Raw genomic sequence first — 17,046 nt, forward strand, 5'->3', positions numbered from 1 at the left:
TTCAAACGATCGTCCGCCGTTACAAACGGCCTCACAGTCGAAAGGGGCCGAATTCATGGGAATCGAGACGAAAGAGCGCGGCGGGCGGGAGCTTGAATCCGGGGCTCAGGTCATCTCGGGCCAGCTCGGCAAGACCATCCAGCGCCTGCGCAAGGCCTATAATTTCTCGCTCTCCGACCTCGCCGAGCAGTCCGGCGTCGCCAAGTCGATCATCAGCCAGATCGAGCGCAACGAGACAAACCCGACGCTGGCGACGATCTGGCGGCTGTCGCAGGCGCTCGACATCTCGATCGAGCGCGTCCTCTCCAGCGGCGAGGAAGAGCCCTTCATCGACAAGACGACCCGCGCCGACACACCGATCCTCGTCTCCGAGGACGGCAAGCTCAAGCTCGCCATCATCGGCTGGATCAAGACCGTCGAATGGCTGCAATGGTACGATGTCAGCTCCGAGCCCGGCGGCGAACTCGATTCCGAGGGCCATCAGCGCGGCTCGATCGAGTCGCTGTCGGTGACTTCGGGCGAGTTCGAGGTCGAGGTCGGCGACATCGTCCAGCGCGCCAAGGCCGGCGAGACGCTGCGTTACCGTTGCGACCGCCGCCACGTCGTCCGCTGCGTCGGCAACGAGCCGGGCCATGCGCTCATGGTCTGCATCCTCAAGGCCGCGGTGATGGAGTAGGCGCCCGCTCGGGAGCCCCCATGACAGCGGGCCGCCGGCAGGCACCGGCGGCATGGAACGATCGACCACAAGGCAAACGCTCGGCGTTCGACACCGCTACTTGCCGTCGACTGGCCAAATGCTCGATCTTACCAAAATGGATGCAGGATCAGATCAACAAGACGATAGCTTAGAGAAGCAAATATAGACCGCGACCTCGGATATTATTTTCGTCCGCCGCGAACGACATCGCCATCCCTGATTTCAAGTTTCCTCTCGGTCTCGACGCGAATCCGCCGGAGAGCTCCCCCCACAAGCTGACATTAACCTGTTTGGACTAGAACGTTTCCCGCGCCGGGGAGCTGGGAGCTTGATCATGCCTGAAGCCGAGCGCAGGCACCGCTGACGGCGATACCGATGGATCTTCCGACCCTCTGGTATCTGACGACCGGAACGCTGCTCGTGGCAGCCGCCATGACCCTCTGGGAGCGCAAGGCGCATGCCCAGCGGTCGCGCGAGCTCGGCCTCTGGGCATGCGCCTATGCTGTGTTCGCCCTCGGATGCGTGCTGGCGATGAACCGGGAGCTTCTTGCCGGAGCCTTCGGACCGGCGCTGACCAATCTGGTCATGATCCTCGGCTATCTCCTGGTGCTGCAGGGGATTCTGGCGCTGGACGGGCGGAGGCTGCCTCTCATCCTCACCGCGACGCTGCTCGCTGCGCTCGGCGCTGCCTGGCTTCTGGCCGGCCAGGCTTCGGTCAGCCTGTTCTGGAACCATGTCGGCGCCTTCCCGATCGCGCTGGTCTGTGCACTGGCCGCGCTCGCGCTGCATCGCAGCCGGGTCGCGCAGGGGCTGCGCTCCCGCCCGATCGCGATCGCCGTCCTCGCCTGCCACAGCCTGTTCTACGCCCTGCGCGCCTTCGCCGTGCCGATCCTCGCGGCGGTCCAGGGCGAGGCAGTGCTGGTCATCGTCGCCAAGAGCACGATGTACGAGGCCGTGCTGTTCACCGTGGCGATGTCGATGTCCCTGCTCTCACTGGTGCGGGAGGAGGATCGGGCCCGGCTGCTGGCAACGGCCCGCACCGATTTCCTGACCGACCTCAACAACCGCCAGGGCTTCTTCGAGCTCGCTCCCAGGCATCTGGGTAGCGAAGCGAGGGGCGCATCGCATTCCCTCCTCGCCATCGACCTCGATCACTTCAAGGCGATCAACGACCGGTACGGCCATGATGCGGGCGATCGTGTCCTGAAGCTTTTCGCCGATATCGCCCGCGAGATCGCGGGGCCCTCCGCCATGAGCGCGCGGCTCGGCGGCGAGGAGTTCGCGATCCTGCTGCCCAATATGAGGGGCGAGGAAGCGCGCCTGATCGGACAGAGCATCGCGCGGCGCTTCGCCGAGGCAGCGGCGCGAAGCGACGGACTCGCGATTCCCGCCACGGTCAGCATCGGCCTCGCCGAGGCCAGCAGCCAGGAGACCGACCTGATCGCGCTTCTGGCCGCCGCCGATCACGCGCTCTACCGGGCCAAGATGCTCGGCCGCAACCGTATCGAGGTCGCAAAGCCCGGACAGGTCGTCAGGGCGGCCTAGGATCGTCCCCTTACGCCAGGCCCTGCGGGCGCTCCGCCGCTTCCGCCATGAGGCTGGCCAGCGGCCGGCTTCCATCCCACAGCGCGGCGCTCCAGCCTGCCGCGCGCGCCGCTTCGACATTCGCCGCCTTGTCGTCGATGAAGAAGATCTCGCCGGGAGAGAAGCTGGTCCGGGCTTCGACCGCGCGGAAGAACTGCGCCTCCGGCTTGGCCCAGCCCAGCGCCGCCGCATAGTGCATGCCGTCGAAATGCTGCTTCAGCGCGAGCTCGTCCCAGATGTGGCGCGCGCGCTCATGCTCCTGCACCGTGGCGAGGTGCAGCGCGATGCCGCCCGCCCGGAGGGCCGCAAGCTGCGCCAGCAAGCCATGGTCGAGATGGGCGTCGTTCTCGAACCAGTACCGCACCAGCCTGTCGGCGCTGAGTCCGGGGGCGATCTCCGCAAGCACCGGCACAAGGCGCTCCCGCAATCCCGCCCGCCCCAGGATGATGTCCTGCCAGTGCGGCGCGAAGAACGCCGATTGCAGCAGCGCCTTCGGCAGGTCGAGATCGCGCTCGAGATGCACCGACCAGCCCTCCGGATCGGGGTGCACGATCACGACGCCATCGACGTCGACCATCAGGGCCTTGAAACGCATGGGCCGAGAATAGGGCCGATGAGCTCGCCTCCGATAGGCCTGCGCGGATCTGCGCGCGCCTCCGCTGCTATTTCGCCTGCGGACGCGGCGGCCCCTCCACCGCCGGGAGCGACTTCAGATATTCCGCCATCGCCATCCGGTCGGTATCGGGGAGTTGCGCCATGTTGCGCACCACCGCCGCCATCGTCCCGCCGACATTGTCGAAATCGGGCGTGAAGCCGGTCTTGAGCAATTCGGCGATCTCCTCCTTCGACCATTTCGCCAGGCCGTTCTCGGACTGGGTGATGTTCGGCACCCAGCCCTTGCCCTCCGGATCCGGCCCGCCGGCGAGGCGGGTCGCGGGGATGATCGCGCCGAGCCCGTTGCGGGCGGAGTGGCATTCGGCGCAGTGGCCCGGGCCGTTGACGAGATAGGCGCCGCGATTCCAGCTCTCGCTCTTGGTCGGGTCGGGCCGGAAGGCCGCCCCCTCGAAGAACAGTAGCTTCCAGCCACCGACCATGCGGCGAATGTTGAACGGAAACGGCAGCTCGTGCGGCGGCGCCCTGCCCTCGACCGGCGCCAGCGTCCGGATATAGGCGAAGAGGTCGGCCAGCGCCTTGGGCGGCATCAGCCGGTAGGAGGTATAGGGAAAGGCCGGGTAGAGATGCTGGCCGTTCGGCGAGACGCCGGCCGCCATCGCATCGACGAAGTCCTGCACGCCCCAGTTGCCGATGCCGTCGCGCGTATGTGGCGAGATGTTCGGCGCGTGGAAGGTGCCGAAGGGCGAGGCGAGCGCGAGCCCGCCACCGAGCTTCAGCTTGTCGTCCTGGCCGGGCGTGGCGTGGCAGGAGGCGCACCCCCCGGCCGCGAACAGCAGCTTGCCGTTCTCGATATCCGCCGCCGGCAGCGCGCCGATCTCGGGCGAGGGCGAGACGACGCGGGGATCGGTGAGGACGTAGAAGCCGGCGAAAGCGAGGGCCGCCAGCACGACGAGGGTCACGAACAGGCGGCGCAGCAACAGCATCGGCATCTCCACTAGGCGCAATCGGTGGCTTCCGGCGGCAGCCAGTCGCGAACCGCGACAGTTCTAAGGTGGCGCAGCCGGGATGGCTCCCGCAAGCCGGGAAAAACAGGTCATGAAAAAACGGGCGGCCAGAATCGACCGCCCGCTTCCAGTTTTTCCGACAGGGCGCCGGGTCTCATTTCTTGACGCGGTAGACCTCGTGACAAGCGCCGCAATTTTTGGTTGCCGCGCCGAACGCCGTGCGGAATCCATCGAGGCTGGCAACAGTGGCGCCCGCCGCCGCATCCGTCTCGAACTTGGCGAAGGCCGCCTTGAAGCCGGCCTGATCGTCCCAGACCTTGGGCGCCGCCGTGGTCTCGCCGCCGGTCTTGGAGCTGTCGGGGAAGAGCGCGGGCATCTTCTTGGCGGCATCGGCGTAGGTCTTGAAGATCGCCTGCGCCTTGGCGCTATCGAAGGCGGCCTCACCCTTGGCCATCGCGGCGCCCTCGCGGGTCGCGGCGCCCACCGCCTTCATCGCCTGCTGGCGTTCCGTGATCGGGTTCGACTGCGCCATGACGGCGGTAAGGCCGAGCCCGAGGCCGGCAAGCACGAGAGCGGTACGGATCATTCATATCCCCTTCGAGGCAGCGGCGCCGGGCGGCGCCGTTTAGAAGGCCTCTAGATCAACGAATGACCATGACCTCGCCAAGTCGCTTTTCCGTGAGTGCATTTGCAAGAGCGCAAATGCACCCTTGCATCAGAGCCGATACCCCGCCTCCTTCAGCGCGGTGAAGACCTTGAGCGGCGTTGCCGGCATGTCCATCGCCTTGATGCCGGCGGCGCGGTCGAGCGCGTCGACGACCGCGTTCATCACCGCCGGGCAGGCGCCGATCGCGCCCGCCTCGCCCGCGCCCTTCACGCCGATGGCGTTGGTGAGGCAGCGGACATTGCGCGTCTCGAAATGGAAATTCGGGACGTCGACCGCCCGCGGCAGGGCATAGTCCATGAAGGTCGCGGTCAGCATCTGGCCGTCCGGATCGAAGCGGATCTCCTCCATCAGCGCCTGGCCGATACCCTGCGCCGATCCGCCATGGACCTGGCCCTGCAGCATCAGCGGGTTCAGCGTCACGCCGAAATCGTCGACCACGACATAGTTCAGTATCTCGGTACCGCCGGTGCCGGGGTCGATCTCCAGCTCGCAGATATGAGTGCCGTTCGGATAGGTCGCCTCCGGCGGCGTCCAGCTCTGATGCACCTTCAGCATGGCGGGCGTCGCACCCGGCAAGGCCGCGATCGCGGCGAGGTCCAGCGCCTTGTCGGTGCCGACGATCCGGACCGCGCCATTGACGACTTCGAGATCGCCGACTGCCGCCTCGAGCTTTTCGGAGGCAAGCTGCTTGAGATTGTCCGTCAGGATCTCGGTCGCCTTGTTCAGCGCCGCGCCGCCGACGGGGATCGAGCGGGAACCGCCGGTGCCGGAACCGGTCTCGACCCGGTCGGTATCGCCCTGCACCACGCGGATGCGGTCCATCGGGATATCGAGATGCTGCGAGACGAGCTGCGAATAGGCGGTCTCGTGCCCCTGCCCATTCGACTGGGTGCCGATCAGCACGGTGACGGTACCGTCCTTCTCCAGGATCACGGTCGAGCTCTCCGGCCCGCCGCCGCCGCAGGCCTCGATATAGCTCGCCATGCCGATGCCGCGGATCCGGCCGGCCTTCGCCGAGGCCTTGTGGCGGGTCTTGAAGTCCTTCCAGCCGGCCACCTCCATGGCGCGGCGCATATGGCCCTCGAACTCGCCGGAATCGTAGACCGGGCCGGTCTGCGTCCGGTGCGGCATCTCCGTGGGCTTGACGAAATTCTGCGCCCGCACCGCATCCGGCGTCCTGCCGGTCTCGCGGGCAATGGCGTCGACCAGCCGCTCGATCAGATAGGCGGCCTCGGGCCGGCCGGCGCCGCGATAGGCATCGACCGGCGTCGTGTTGGTCAGCACGCCGCGGAACAGCACATGCACGGCCGGGATATTGTAGCAGCCCGGCGTCATCGTCGTGCCGACCCAGGGGATGAAGGGCCCATATTGCGAGAGATAGGCACCCATCTCGGCCGAAAGATCGACCTTGAGGCCGATGAACCGGCCCTTGGCGTCGAGCGCCATCGTGGCCGTCGAAAGATTGGCGCGGCCATGCGTGTCGGCGAGGAAATGCTCGTTGCGGTCGGAAACCCAGCGCACCGGCCGCTTGAGCTTCTCGGCCGCGATCATCGCCAGCGGATATTCGCGATAGAGGAAGATCTTGGTCCCGAAGCCGCCGCCGACATCCGGCGTCACCACCCGGATACGCTTCGGGTCGACCTTCAGCACGTAGCTGGCGATCAGGTCGCGCATGCCGTGGCTGCCCTGGCTGCCCAGCGTCAGCGTCCAGCGCTTATCCGCCTTGTCGTATTCGGCGATGCAGGCGCGCGTCTCCATGTAGTTGGAGGCGAGGCGGTTGTTGACGATGGTCAGCGAGACCGTGCGCGCCGCCTTGGCGAAGGCCTTCTCGGTCTTCTCGCGGTCGCCCTGTTCGGCCTCGAAGGCGACGTTGCCCGGCCGGTCGGCCCAAACCTGCGGCGCGCCCTTCGCCAGCGCCTCGGCGATGCCGGTCACGGCCGGCAGCGGGTCCCAGTCGATCTCGATGGCCTCGGCCGCGTCGCGCGCCTGCGCCAGGGTCTCGGCGACGATGAAGGCCACGGCCTCGCCGACATGGCGCACCGTGTCGGCCGGAAGGACCGGGACCGGCAGCGATTGCGACATCCCGCCCGAGACGGTCTCGATATGCCCCTTGCAGGGCAGGTCGCCATATCCGGCGACGTCCTTTCCGGTCAGGATCAGCTTGACGCCCTTCAGCTTCCGGGCCGCCTCGGTATCGCCGATGGTGAAGCGGGCATGGGCATAGGGCGACCGCAGCACGAAGGCATGCAGCGCCCCTTCAGCGGCAATGTCGTCGGTATAGCGGCCGGTGCCGGTCGTCAGGCGCTGATCCTCGACCCGCCGCACCGGCTGGCCGAAACCGAATTTCATGGGACGCATGAGGCATATCCTCAGTTAGGTCTGATGAAAGACTGAAACAGAAATCGCGCCACGTCAGCCCCCCGGTACAGGATGCACCGGGGTGCGCTCGGAGCATTACGCCTCACCGCGACATGCGGACCGCCGTCTCCGAAAGCGAGACCATGGTGTTGTAGTTGTTGACGATCCAGTTGGCGTCGTTCGCGGCGCCGCGGCGGACATCGCCCTTGCTCTTGGCCAGCTTCTCGCTGAAATCGCGCAGCTTGCCGAGCCAGGAGCTCGCCTGGCTCTCGATGAAGGGGATGCCCTTGGGCTCCTTGTCCTTGAAGGCGTCCATCTCGCGGATCGCCGCCGCATAGTCCGCCACGGCGGCATTGAAGGCCTTGAGATCGACGACCGGGCTCTCGTTGCTCGGCATCAGGTCCATCACGGCGCGCGCATTGATCATGATGTTGCGCACCTGCCAGCGGGCGGAGCGCCCTTCCCGCTGTTCGGTCGCGGCAAGCTCGCGCTGGTCCAGCCCCTTCTTGTAGACCCGCATCAGCGCGTCGAGCTTGGCGCGCTCCTCGAGGAAGGTCTTCGCGGCCGGCACCATCAGCGCATGCAGCCTCTGGCCCTCGGCGAGATTGTCGTCGCGATAGTCCTTGCGGTCGTAGTAGCGCTCGGCCTTGGTGATCAGCGGCGCCAGCTCCTGATAGGCCTTGATGTAGCGGCCCATGGTCTCGTCGATCGCCGGCAGCTTCGGCTCGCGCGCCATCGCCTCCTCGGCCTTCTTGGTCTCGCTGGTGACGTCATAGACGCTGTAGAGCCCGTAGGTGATGTAGCGCTCCCTGCCGGTCGGGCCCTTCTTCATGTCGACCCAGCTGCCATAGCGCTCCCAGGACTGGATGGCGCGCAGCGTGCGGTTCATCAGCGCCGTATAGGCGTTCGACTTGCTGATCGCGGCCTGGAGATCCTCGTCCTGTGCCTTGCTCGCGCTGTTGGTGGGCACGGTCGCCGCGCCCTGCGCCCAGACGGGGGCCGGCGCAGCGAGGACGAGGGCGGCGGCGCAGGTGGCACCGCGGAGAATGCTTCGGGTCGTCATCAATCCAATTCCGTCTTCTGCAATATGTCTTACGAATGACACGTCTTACCAATGAGGCTCGGGCGCTCAGTCCTGCGCGACCGGCCCGCCATGCATCAGCCAGTCCTTGAAGCCGCCGGCATAGTGGCTGTCGATATCGAGCCCGGCCGATTGTGCGTATTCCAGCGCCCGGCGCGAGCGGACCCCGGCGGCGCAGGAGAGCACGATGCGCTTGCCCGGCTCGTTCGGCAGGTCGGCCGGATCGAATTGCGAGAGCGGCCGCGAGACCGCGCCCGGGATATGCCCCGCCGCGAATTCATGCGGCTCGCGCACATCGACGAGCAGGATCGAGCCGTCGCCCAAGCCCGCCTTGATGTCGTCGATATCGAGGTCGTTCACGATCATGGGCAGGTCACTCCAGCTCGGTCAGGCGAGCCGATCAGATAGGGCTGGACCTCGGGAAACGCCACCACCGGGCGGCGCTCCGGGTGCCGGAAACGAAAACAGCCGCGAGCACCGGGCGCGCGGCTGCCTGGTCGGTGAAACGTCTCAGCCCTGCGCGGGAATGCGCAGCACCCAGCCCGGCAGGATCAGGTCGGGGTTCTTCACCGGCGGCGTGTTGGCCTTGACGATCTCGGTGTACTTGGCGCCCTGGCCCTTGCCGTAGTGCTCCTCGGCGATCTTCCAGAGCGTGTCGCCCTTCTTCACCGTGTAGAACACGGCCGCCGGCGCCTCCTTGTTGACGATCAGGTCCGATTCGACCTGCGCAACGCCGGTGGTGTTGCCGAGCGCGAGGATGATCTTCTCGGCCTCCTCGGTCGAAACCGCCTTGCCGGAGACCTTCACCTTGTCGCCGTCGATCTGGATGTTGACGTCGGAGGGCAGCCCGTGCCCCGCGAGTTCCTTCTGCAGATCATCGGGGGTCGCGGCCTTGGCCGGGCTCGAGCCGAAGATCTTCGCACCCGCTTCCTTGATGAAACTGAACAAACCCATTGGATGTCCTCCTAGCCTGGGGCGGCTATCAAGCCCTGTCGGAGCGTCGCACGCAAGCCAAAGCGGAAAAGGTGTTTTCCCTCCGGCCTACCGGTGATTGCGCCTGCAAGCCCCGAAAGGTCCTTTCCAGCACGCGACGCGGCTGGCAAGAACGCGATGTTCAACCCGGAGTTCCCCATGCTCACTCTCGCCCAGGCCCAGACCATCCTCCAGGCCGCGCTCGCCCATGGCCAGGCCAATGGCTTCAAGCCGCTCGCCATCGCTGTCCTCGATGCGCGCGGCGCCCTCAAGGCCTTCGCCGCCCAGGACGGCACCAGCCTCAAGCGGGGCGAGATCGCCCTCGGCAAGGCCCAGGGCAGCGTCGCCCTCGGCGTCGGCTCGCGCGCGCTGCAGAAGCTCGCCCTGGACCGGCCCTATTTCATCCAGGCTGCGACGCACGCGGTCGATGGCGGGCTGATCCCGGTGCCCGGCGCGGTCCTGATCCGCTCGGCCGGCGGCGAACTGCTCGGCGCCATCGGCATCTCCGGCGACACCTCCGACAATGACGAGATCGCCGCCTGCGCCGGTGTGGCGGCCGCGGGTCTGAGCGCCGAAACCGGGGCCTGATCCGCGCTTTTTCTCTTGCCATTCGGCCTGTGAAGCCTCATCTCCTCCCTGCCCGGGTTCGTTAAACCGTACAGTTTGGACCGGATCGAAGGTAGGATCATGAGCGAAGCGGCTGCCGCCAACGAAAACGAAGTCATCACCACCGACGTCGTCATCATCGGCGCCGGCCCCTGCGGCCTGTTCACGGTCTTCGAGCTCGGCCTGCTCGACATCCGCGCGCATCTCGTCGACATCCTGCCGAAGGTCGGCGGGCAGTGCGCGGAGCTCTATCCGGAGAAGCCGATCTACGACATCCCCGGCTTCCCGATGGTGACCGGCCAGGCGCTGGTCGACAATCTGCTGGAGCAGATCAAGCCCTTCGGGCCGACCTTCCATCTCAACCAGATGATCGAGGCGGTCGAGCCGACCGGCACGGCCACGGCACCGCGCTTCCGCGTCACCACCGATGCCGGCACCGTCTTCGACACCAAGACCGTGATCATCGCGGCCGGCGGCGGCTCCTTCCAGCCGAAGAAGCCGCCGATCCCCGGCATCGAGGCCTATGAGAACGGCTCGATCTTCTACGCCGTGCGCAAGATGGAGGCCTTCCGCGGCCGCAACATCCTGATCGTCGGCGGCGGCGATTCAGCCCTCGACTGGACGCTCAACCTCCAGCCCATCGCCAACCGCGTCACGCTGATGCATCGCCGCGACGATTTCCGCGCCGCGCCGCATTCGGTCGAGCAGATGCGCGCCCTCGTCGCCGAGGGCAAGATGGACATGAAGCTCGGCCAGGTCACCGGTCTCAAGGGCGAGAACGGCAAGCTCGCGGCCGTCGTCTGCCGCGGCACCGACAACGAGCCCTTCGAGATCGCCTGCGATACGCTGCTGCCCTTCTTCGGGCTGACGATGAAGCTCGGCCCGATCGCCGACTGGGGCCTGAACCTCAACGAGAACCTCGTCCCGGTCGATACCGAGAAGTTCGAGACCAACGTGCCCGGCATCTTCGCCGTCGGCGACATCAACACCTATCCGGGCAAGCTCAAGCTCATCCTCTCGGGCTTCCACGAGGCGGCGCTCTGCGCCCAGAAGGTCCATCGCTACGTCTATCCGGAGAAGCGGCTGACCTTCCAGTACACCACCTCCTCTTCGAGCCTGCAGAAGAAGCTCGGCGTCGCCTGATCGGCGGTCTCAGGACATCCGAATGCGAAAAGCCGCGGTGAAGGCCGCGGCTTTTTCGCTGTCCGGTTTTCCGTAGAGCCGCGCCGTCACGCCGGGGCACCTTCCGGTCACCCGGGCGGCTCCGCACTTCACGAAAGCCCGGCGTCCTTCAATGCGCGCTGGCTTCGCCCGGAGCCTGGGCCGACGCCGTGCCGTTGCGCGCCGCCGAGCCCTGCGTCGGGACGAGGCCGAGCGAATGGCGCACGCTCTCCGAGGGGCCCGCAAGAATCGGCCCGCTGCTGGGCGGAGCCGCGACGATCTGCGGCGCGTCCCGCTCCTGCATCGGCGGCGGCGGCAGCATATCCTCCGGCTCCTGCGGGTCGATCCTCGCCCTGAGTTCGGCGATCGCGCCCGCAAGCGGCTGGAAGCTGAAACGGACCTTGTGCGTTCCGGCCGGCACCTGCACGGCGCGGAACAGCACGTTCGCCTTCAGGATCTCGGTTTCGACGCCGTCGACCTCGGCCTTCCACCAGGGGTGCCAGATGTCGTTGAGCACGACGAAGCCGGCGGCCGGCGTCGTCACCTCGATGTCGACCTGCGCATTGCGATACTGGATGAGCTTGACCTCGGCCTGCACCGCGACCGGCCCCTCCGGCGTCGCGACCGGCGGCTCGACATCGAGCAGAACCGCCTGCTGCGGATCGGTCTCCGGCCAGCGACCCGAGAGCTTCATGCTCTCGAAATCGGCGAACTGCCAGCCGCCGACGAACTGCACGCGCGGCAGCGCCCGCGGGTTCTCGTAGACATAGCCTTCCTTGGTCCGGGCGACGAGATTGAGGTCGCCGCCGCCCAGCGCCTGGTCGATCCGCTCGATCGGGACCGGCGAGGCGATGTAGCGCAGGCCGAGCAGGTTCGCGAGCCGGCAGCGATAGGACGGGAAGAGCGGCGTGAACTTGCGCTCGGATGGCGAGGCGATGCCGTCTCGCGTGCCGACAGCCTCCGAAAACTCCTCGAGCCGCAGCGGGTTGTAGCCGAGCGTGTGGTCGAAGCCGTGCACCATGCCGGCATTCGGCCACTCGAAGCCCATGCCGAGCAGCTCGACCCGGTCGCGGCGCGGCGAGCCTGCCGGCTGGGCGGTCAGGCGCTTGAGCAGGGCGATCGTCTCGTTCCGCGTGCCCGGCTGCAGCACGTCGTAGAGCTGCGGTGCCAGCGCGGTCGACTCGTTGGGGCCGTTGTTGACGCCGAGATCCGCCGCCACCACGCCGGTGACGAGCGCCGCGGCCGCGGCCGTGCCGAGAGCGCCGCGCCAGCGCTGCAGCAGGAAGACGGCGCCGCCTGCAACGACGAACCAGCCGAGCGCGAGCGCGACCGGCTTCCAGGCATCGCCGAGATGCCCCTCGCCGCGCGAGACGGCGAGCGCGACGGCGAAGCTCGCGAGAACCAGCCCCGCTCCCAGCGCGAGATCGCGTCGGAAGGAGGTCCCGGCCTCCGCCGTGACGATGCGATGCAGCACATAGCCCGAGAGCACCGCCGCCAGCGCCCCGATCAGGAAGGTCGCGTCGGCCGGGCGGCGGAACAGCTTCACGCCGGGCAGATAGTCATAGGCGAGCTGGAACAGCGGCGTGTAGCGCCCCAGCGCGAACAGCACCATGAAGCCGAACATCAGCGTCAGCGGGCGCACCGCCCTGTCCCAGAGCCAGCCGCGGGTCAGCCCCGGCGCCAGCATCAGCAGCAGCGGCAACGCCCCGAAATAGACCTGACCCATGTTCTGCGACAGGAACAGCTCCTTGGCCCATTGCGGGTTGTTGTAGGGGCCCCAGAACTCGACATTCGGATCCTTGGCACCGAACAGGTCGCCGATGAAGGCGGTGAGCAGCGAGACCGGGTGCAGCGAGCCGCGCCCGGCCTCGGTCAGGTCGATCGCGGGCCGGGTCGTCGCCTCGGCGAAGAGCCAGGTCCAGATCAGCGGCAACGCGATGACCGCGAGCCCCGCGACGCTGGCGGCAGCGATCGGCAGCAGGCTGGCACGGAAGCCCGGCCAGCCGCCCGAAAGCCAATGGGCCACCACCATGGCGAACAGCACATAGCCGCCGAGCAGAGCGACCTGGTCCGGCTCCAGCACCATCAGGCCGGCGGCAAGGCCGGCGCAGATGCCGGCGACGACCGAGGAGCGCTGCAGCATCCGCGCCGTCAGCCAGAACGCGATGGCGAAGAAGGCGAGGCTGGCGATCTGCCCGACATGCTGGACGCGCCAGGCGGCGGAAGCGCCGAAGGCGAAGACCAACGCCGCCAGCAGGCCGCCGGCGGGGTGCCAGCCGCGGTCGCGGAAGAACAGGATGAGCGCGATGCCGCCCGCCAGCAGATGCGCCAGCACATAGGCGTCGACCTCGCGGAAGCTCGGCGCCGGCGAGATCAGCGCGAGCAGGATCGCGGGCGAGAAGATCAGCGATTGCGGATCGGCGATCTGCGGCGAGCCGCCGAAGATATTGTGGTTCCAGAACGGCGACTGCCCGGAATGGAGCGCCTGCGCCAGGAACTGGATCTGCGCCTGGAAATGCGCCTTGGCGTCGAACGGAATCGTCACCGCCCCCGACAGCCAGGGCCAGCACAGGATGCCCCATGCCAAGACGAAACCGATGGCCGCCAGCAGGTAGCCGGCGCCCCTTGCATTCACGCGTCTCAAGCGGACCCCCACGGTCCTCGGCACGGACGGTCCCGTTCTGGGAACCTGCCTCCAGCCCTGTCAGTGGGGCGGCACCTTGGTGACCGTCACCTGAACCGAATCTGAACGCGATCACGCATCCGTGAGCGGGGCTGCGGACAAGCTGAAGAAAGTGGAAACCGGGGGCGCGAAGGACGCGGTTGCCGGCGTCCTCGAGGCACGCCTCCCGTCATGGCCGGCTTGCCCCGACCATCCACGTCTTCCTTCATCGAGTGCGGCGTTCAAGACGTGGATGCTCGCCACAAGGGCCGGCATGACGGCGCAGAACCTCAGCGCGCCGCGGCCGCGAGCCAGCCGGCCAGCGCCCGGCGCTCCGCCGGCGTCATGCCCGAGAGGTTGTTCGGCGGCATCGCATGGGTCATCACGGCCTGGCTGCGAATGGCGCGGGCATGGATGGCGATCTGCTCTGGCTCGTGCAGCAGCACGCCCTTCGGCGCGATCTGGATGCCCGGCCAGGACGGCTCCGGCGCATGGCACATGGCGCAGCGCCCGGTCACGATGTTGGCGACCTCGGCCGGCGGCAGGCTCATCCCCGCCAGCAGCATCGGCTTCGGCATCTCGCGCGGCTTGAGGCCGAGCTGCTCGCGCCCGCCCGGCGAGGACGACATCGCCACCCAGAAGGCGAACCACAATGCCAGGATCGCCACCACCCAGCACCACCAGGGCGATTTCGCATGGTCGGCGTGGCGGACGTTGAAGAAGTGCCGGATCAGCGCGCCGGCTACGATCACCAGCGCCACCAGCTGCGGGATCACGGCCGAGTTGGCGTAGGTCACCGGATAGTGGTTCGACAGCATCAGGAACAGCACCGGCAGGGTGATGTAGTTGTTGTGCGTCGAGCGCTGCTTGGCGGCCTTGCCGTATTTCGGATCGGGCTTCTCGCCCGCGGTGAGCGCCGCGATCACCTTCCGCTGCCCGGGCATGATGTTGAAGAAGACGTTGGCGGTCATGATCGTCGCCATCAGCGCGCCGGTATGGATCAGCGCGCCCCGCCCGGAGAAGACGTTGGCGAAGGCCCAGCTCGCCGCCACGACATAGCCGAAGCCGACGAGGCCGAGCAGCACGTCATGCTTGCCGAGCGGCGACTTGCACATCAGGTCGTAGATCAGCCAGCCCACGACCAGCGCGGCGATCCCGATGGCGCCTGCGGCGAAGGGCGAAAGCTGCATCACCGCAGGGTCGATCAGGTAGAGCTCGGACTGGGCGTAATAGACCCAGACCAGCAGGAAGAAGCCGGAGATCCAGGTCCAGTAGCTCTGCCATTTGTGCCAGGTCAGCTCCGCCGGCATCACCGCGGGCGCGACCATGTATTTCCGCATCTCGTAGAAGCCGCCGCCATGCACCTGCCAGGCGCGCCCGCCGGTGCCCGGCGGAATGTCCTCGGCCGGCTTCAGCGAGGCGTCGAGATGGATGAAGAAGAAGGAAGCCCCGATCCAGGCGATCGCCGTGATGACATGGAGCCAGCGCAGCATCATCCCGCCCCATTCCATCAGATAGGCTTCGAGCATGGCTGCGCTCCGCGAGGGCTGGTGGTCGTCCCGAATCCGCAGCCGCGGCTCCGGCGCGATGAAGCTAGCCTGCTTTCGCTCCGCCCGAAATCGTCGAGACGCCGGCAGAATTGACATCCGGGAACATGATCTTGGCTTAAATGCCGATATCGATTTTCGTCGGCGGCGCTCTACAGTCGATGCGAGGCGGTCCCGGAATCGGCACCGCCGGTCACCGGTGCTTTCAGGAGAACGGCTGCGAATGGGACGCCTCTCGACGCATGTGCTCGACACGGTCAACGGCCGGCCCGCCGCCGGCGTCGCGATCACGCTCGAGCGCCTGAACCCCGACGGCTCGCGGGAACGGCTGGCCGAGGCCGTGACCAATGCCGACGGCCGCACCGATGCGCCCCTGCTCTCCGGCGCGCTCCTGCCCGGCACCTATGAACTCGGCTTTTCCGTCGGCGCCTATTTCCGCGGGCTCGGCAGCGCCCTGCCCGAGCCCGCCTTCCTCGATCTCGTCCCGATCCGCTTCGGCATCGCCGAGCCGGAGGGGCATTACCACGTCCCGCTCCTCGCCTCGCCCTGGAGCTATTCCACCTATCGCGGCAGCTAGAGCATGACCCAGACCACCTATCCCCGCGACATGAAGGGCTACGGCCGCGCGGCTCCGCATCCGCATTGGCCGGGCGAGGCCCGCATCGCCGTCCAGTTCGTGATCAATTACGAGGAAGGCGGCGAGAACTGCATCCTCCATGGCGATGCCGCCTCGGAAGCCTTCCTCTCCGAGATCGTCGGTGCTGCGCCCTGGCCCGGCCAGCGCCACATGAACATGGAGTCGATCTACGAATACGGCTCCCGCGCCGGCTATTGGCGGCTGTGGCGGATGTTCACCGAGCGCAAGCTGCCGGTGACCGTCTTCGCCGTCGCCAGCGCGCTGGCGCGCTATCCCGAGATCGTCGGCTCGATGCAGGAGGCCGGCTGGGAGATCGCGACCCACGGCCTGAAATGGATCGACTATCGCGACACGCCGAAGGAGCGCGAGCGCGCCGACATCCTCGAGGCGATCCGCATCCAGACCGAGCTCGCCGGCGAGCGTCCGCTCGGCTGCTATCAGGGCCGCACCTCCGAGAACACGATTCCGCTGACGATGGAGGAAGGCGGCTTCCTCTACACGGCCGACGTCTATGCCGACGAATTGCCCTATTGGCTCGCCGGGCCGAAAGGGCCGCAGCTCGCCGTGCCCTACACGCTCGACGCCAACGACATGCGCTTCGCCACGCCGCAGGGCTTCAACACCGGCGACCAGTTCTTCACCTATCTCAAGGACTCGTTCGACACGCTCTATGCCGAGGGCGAGACCGCGCCGAAGATGATGTCGATCGGCCTGCATTGCCGCCTCGTCGGCCGGCCGGGCCGCGCCGCCGCCCTCGCCCGCTTCCTCGACTATGTGAAGAGCCATGACCGGGTCTGGATCGCGACCCGGCTCGACATCGCCCGCCACTGGGTCCGGACCCACCCCCCGGCCGGCGGCTATGTCCCGTCGAAGCTGCCGAAAGCGCTCTTCACCGAGGTCTATGGCCGGGTCTGGGAGCATTCGCCCTGGATCGCCGAGACGGCCTATGATGCCGGCATCGGGCCCGCGCAGGACACCGCCGACGGGCTGCATGCGGCGATGGTTGCCGCCATGCGCAAGGGCACGCCCGAGCGCAAGAAGGACCTGCTCACCGCCCATCCCGATCTTGCCGGCAAGCTCGCGGCGGCCGGCGCGCTCACGCCGGAATCGACGCAGGAACAGGCTTCCGCCGGGCTCGATCGTCTCACCAGCGACGAGCGCGTCCGCTTCACCGCGCTGAACGAGGCCTACAAGACCCGTTTCGGCATCCCCTTCATCATGGCGGTGAAGGGCGCCACCAAGGCCGAGATCCTCGCCGCCTTCGACGCGCGCCTCAAGAACACGCCGGAGCAGGAAGTCGCGACGGCACTGGCCCAGGTCGAGACAATCGCGCTGCTGCGGCTGAAGGAATTGCTGCCGGCCGGCTGAACCGGGCCTGCGACGGCCTACCGCGGCGCGATTCGGGAACCCACCCTCAATCGCGGCGTTGATGCACGCCAGCGAGGGAGTTCCTTA

General features: G+C 67.3%; 15 protein-coding genes. 6 read left to right on the plus strand and 9 right to left on the minus strand.

Annotated elements, in window-relative coordinates; translation table 11 throughout:
* The first annotated feature begins 55 nt into the window (after positions 1 to 55).
* Positions 56 to 676 carry a type II toxin-antitoxin system RelB family anti-toxin gene (locus tag B5Y19_RS00505; protein WP_055728954.1) on the plus strand — a complete coding sequence of 207 codons (621 nt, stop codon included), beginning with the start codon at positions 56 to 58 and terminating at the stop codon, positions 674 to 676.
* A gap of 396 nt (positions 677 to 1,072) precedes the next feature.
* Positions 1,073 to 2,242 carry a GGDEF domain-containing protein gene (locus tag B5Y19_RS00510; protein ID WP_197282446.1) on the plus strand — a complete coding sequence of 390 codons (1,170 nt, stop codon included), beginning with the start codon at positions 1,073 to 1,075 and terminating at the stop codon, positions 2,240 to 2,242.
* A 10-nt stretch (positions 2,243 to 2,252) separates the two neighbouring features.
* Here the strand turns inward: B5Y19_RS00510 and B5Y19_RS00515 are convergent, their stop codons facing one another.
* The 7 genes from B5Y19_RS00515 to lysM all read right to left on the minus strand — a co-directional run bounded on the left by B5Y19_RS00515 (position 2,253) and on the right by lysM (position 8,960).
* Positions 2,253 to 2,858 carry an HAD-IA family hydrolase gene (locus B5Y19_RS00515; RefSeq protein WP_244555434.1) on the minus strand — a complete coding sequence of 202 codons (606 nt, stop codon included), beginning with the start codon at positions 2,856 to 2,858 and terminating at the stop codon, positions 2,253 to 2,255.
* Positions 2,859 to 2,943: 85 nt separating this feature from the next.
* Positions 2,944 to 3,873, minus strand: coding sequence for a c-type cytochrome (locus tag B5Y19_RS00520; protein ID WP_411914132.1), 930 nt, complete (start codon positions 3,871 to 3,873; stop codon positions 2,944 to 2,946).
* A 181-nt stretch (positions 3,874 to 4,054) separates the two neighbouring features.
* Positions 4,055 to 4,486 carry a c-type cytochrome gene (locus tag B5Y19_RS00525; RefSeq protein ID WP_055728950.1) on the minus strand — a complete coding sequence of 144 codons (432 nt, stop codon included), beginning with the start codon at positions 4,484 to 4,486 and terminating at the stop codon, positions 4,055 to 4,057.
* Between the two features lie 129 nt (positions 4,487 to 4,615).
* Positions 4,616 to 6,925: a xanthine dehydrogenase family protein molybdopterin-binding subunit gene (locus B5Y19_RS00530; RefSeq protein WP_055728949.1), complete on the minus strand. Its 2,310-nt coding sequence runs from the start codon at positions 6,923 to 6,925 to the stop codon at positions 4,616 to 4,618.
* Positions 6,926 to 7,028: 103 nt separating this feature from the next.
* On the minus strand, positions 7,029 to 7,988 hold the full coding sequence (locus tag B5Y19_RS00535) for a YiiG family protein (RefSeq protein ID WP_055728948.1): 960 nt from the start codon (positions 7,986 to 7,988) through the stop codon (positions 7,029 to 7,031).
* Positions 7,989 to 8,054: 66 nt separating this feature from the next.
* Positions 8,055 to 8,372 (minus strand): rhodanese-like domain-containing protein, encoded by a 318-nt coding sequence (locus tag B5Y19_RS00540; RefSeq protein ID WP_055728947.1) that lies wholly within the window; start codon positions 8,370 to 8,372, stop codon positions 8,055 to 8,057.
* A 144-nt stretch (positions 8,373 to 8,516) separates the two neighbouring features.
* Complete coding sequence (lysM, locus tag B5Y19_RS00545; RefSeq protein WP_055728946.1) at positions 8,517 to 8,960, minus strand: peptidoglycan-binding protein LysM; 444 nt, start codon at positions 8,958 to 8,960, stop codon at positions 8,517 to 8,519.
* Between the two features lie 177 nt (positions 8,961 to 9,137).
* Here lysM and B5Y19_RS00550 point away from each other — a divergent pair, with 177 nt between their 5' ends.
* Together B5Y19_RS00550 and B5Y19_RS00555 are read left to right on the plus strand one after the other, a co-directional pair.
* Positions 9,138 to 9,566, plus strand: a complete 429-nt coding sequence (locus B5Y19_RS00550) for a GlcG/HbpS family heme-binding protein (RefSeq protein ID WP_055729000.1) — start codon at positions 9,138 to 9,140, stop codon at positions 9,564 to 9,566.
* 99 nt (positions 9,567 to 9,665) lie between these two features.
* Positions 9,666 to 10,727: an NAD(P)/FAD-dependent oxidoreductase gene (locus tag B5Y19_RS00555; protein WP_055728945.1), complete on the plus strand. Its 1,062-nt coding sequence runs from the start codon at positions 9,666 to 9,668 to the stop codon at positions 10,725 to 10,727.
* A gap of 148 nt (positions 10,728 to 10,875) precedes the next feature.
* Here B5Y19_RS00555 and B5Y19_RS00560 read toward each other — a convergent pair whose 3' ends face one another.
* Entirely contained in the window at positions 10,876 to 13,389 is a 2,514-nt protein-coding gene (locus tag B5Y19_RS00560) for a putative glycosyltransferase family protein (protein WP_176168530.1), read from the minus strand.
* Positions 13,390 to 13,697: 308 nt separating this feature from the next.
* The gene (locus B5Y19_RS00565; RefSeq protein ID WP_055728943.1) at positions 13,698 to 14,936 is read right to left on the minus strand and encodes a urate hydroxylase PuuD; all 1,239 of its coding nucleotides are present in this window, start codon (positions 14,934 to 14,936) and stop codon (positions 13,698 to 13,700) included.
* Between the two features lie 241 nt (positions 14,937 to 15,177).
* On the opposite strand from B5Y19_RS00565, the gene uraH reads away from it, so the two are divergent.
* The gene (gene uraH, locus B5Y19_RS00570; RefSeq protein WP_055728942.1) at positions 15,178 to 15,531 is read left to right on the plus strand and encodes a hydroxyisourate hydrolase; all 354 of its coding nucleotides are present in this window, start codon (positions 15,178 to 15,180) and stop codon (positions 15,529 to 15,531) included.
* Between the two features lie 3 nt (positions 15,532 to 15,534).
* Positions 15,535 to 16,959 (plus strand): allantoinase PuuE, encoded by a 1,425-nt coding sequence (gene puuE / locus B5Y19_RS00575; protein WP_055728941.1) that lies wholly within the window; start codon positions 15,535 to 15,537, stop codon positions 16,957 to 16,959.
* The last annotated feature ends 87 nt before the right edge of the window (positions 16,960 to 17,046 follow it).

Origin of the sequence: Allobosea thiooxidans, assembly GCF_900168195.1 — a bacterium.
In the GTDB taxonomy this organism is placed as follows: Bacteria; Pseudomonadota; Alphaproteobacteria; order Rhizobiales; family Beijerinckiaceae; genus Allobosea; species Allobosea thiooxidans.

Coding starts and splice junctions, on each gene's coding strand:
- B5Y19_RS00505 (WP_055728954.1), top strand. CDS start 56: ATGGGAATCGAGACGAAAGAGCGCGGCGGGCGGGAGCTTGAATCCGGG.
- B5Y19_RS00510 (WP_197282446.1), top strand. CDS start 1,073: ATGGATCTTCCGACCCTCTGGTATCTGACGACCGGAACGCTGCTCGTG.
- B5Y19_RS00515 (WP_244555434.1), bottom strand. CDS start 2,858: ATGGTCGACGTCGATGGCGTCGTGATCGTGCACCCCGATCCGGAGGGC.
- B5Y19_RS00525 (WP_055728950.1), bottom strand. CDS start 4,486: ATGATCCGTACCGCTCTCGTGCTTGCCGGCCTCGGGCTCGGCCTTACC.
- B5Y19_RS00530 (WP_055728949.1), bottom strand. CDS start 6,925: ATGCGTCCCATGAAATTCGGTTTCGGCCAGCCGGTGCGGCGGGTCGAG.
- B5Y19_RS00535 (WP_055728948.1), bottom strand. CDS start 7,988: ATGACGACCCGAAGCATTCTCCGCGGTGCCACCTGCGCCGCCGCCCTC.
- B5Y19_RS00540 (WP_055728947.1), bottom strand. CDS start 8,372: ATGATCGTGAACGACCTCGATATCGACGACATCAAGGCGGGCTTGGGC.
- lysM (WP_055728946.1), bottom strand. CDS start 8,960: ATGGGTTTGTTCAGTTTCATCAAGGAAGCGGGTGCGAAGATCTTCGGC.
- B5Y19_RS00550 (WP_055729000.1), top strand. CDS start 9,138: ATGCTCACTCTCGCCCAGGCCCAGACCATCCTCCAGGCCGCGCTCGCC.
- B5Y19_RS00555 (WP_055728945.1), top strand. CDS start 9,666: ATGAGCGAAGCGGCTGCCGCCAACGAAAACGAAGTCATCACCACCGAC.
- B5Y19_RS00565 (WP_055728943.1), bottom strand. CDS start 14,936: ATGCTCGAAGCCTATCTGATGGAATGGGGCGGGATGATGCTGCGCTGG.
- uraH (WP_055728942.1), top strand. CDS start 15,178: ATGGGACGCCTCTCGACGCATGTGCTCGACACGGTCAACGGCCGGCCC.
- puuE (WP_055728941.1), top strand. CDS start 15,535: ATGACCCAGACCACCTATCCCCGCGACATGAAGGGCTACGGCCGCGCG.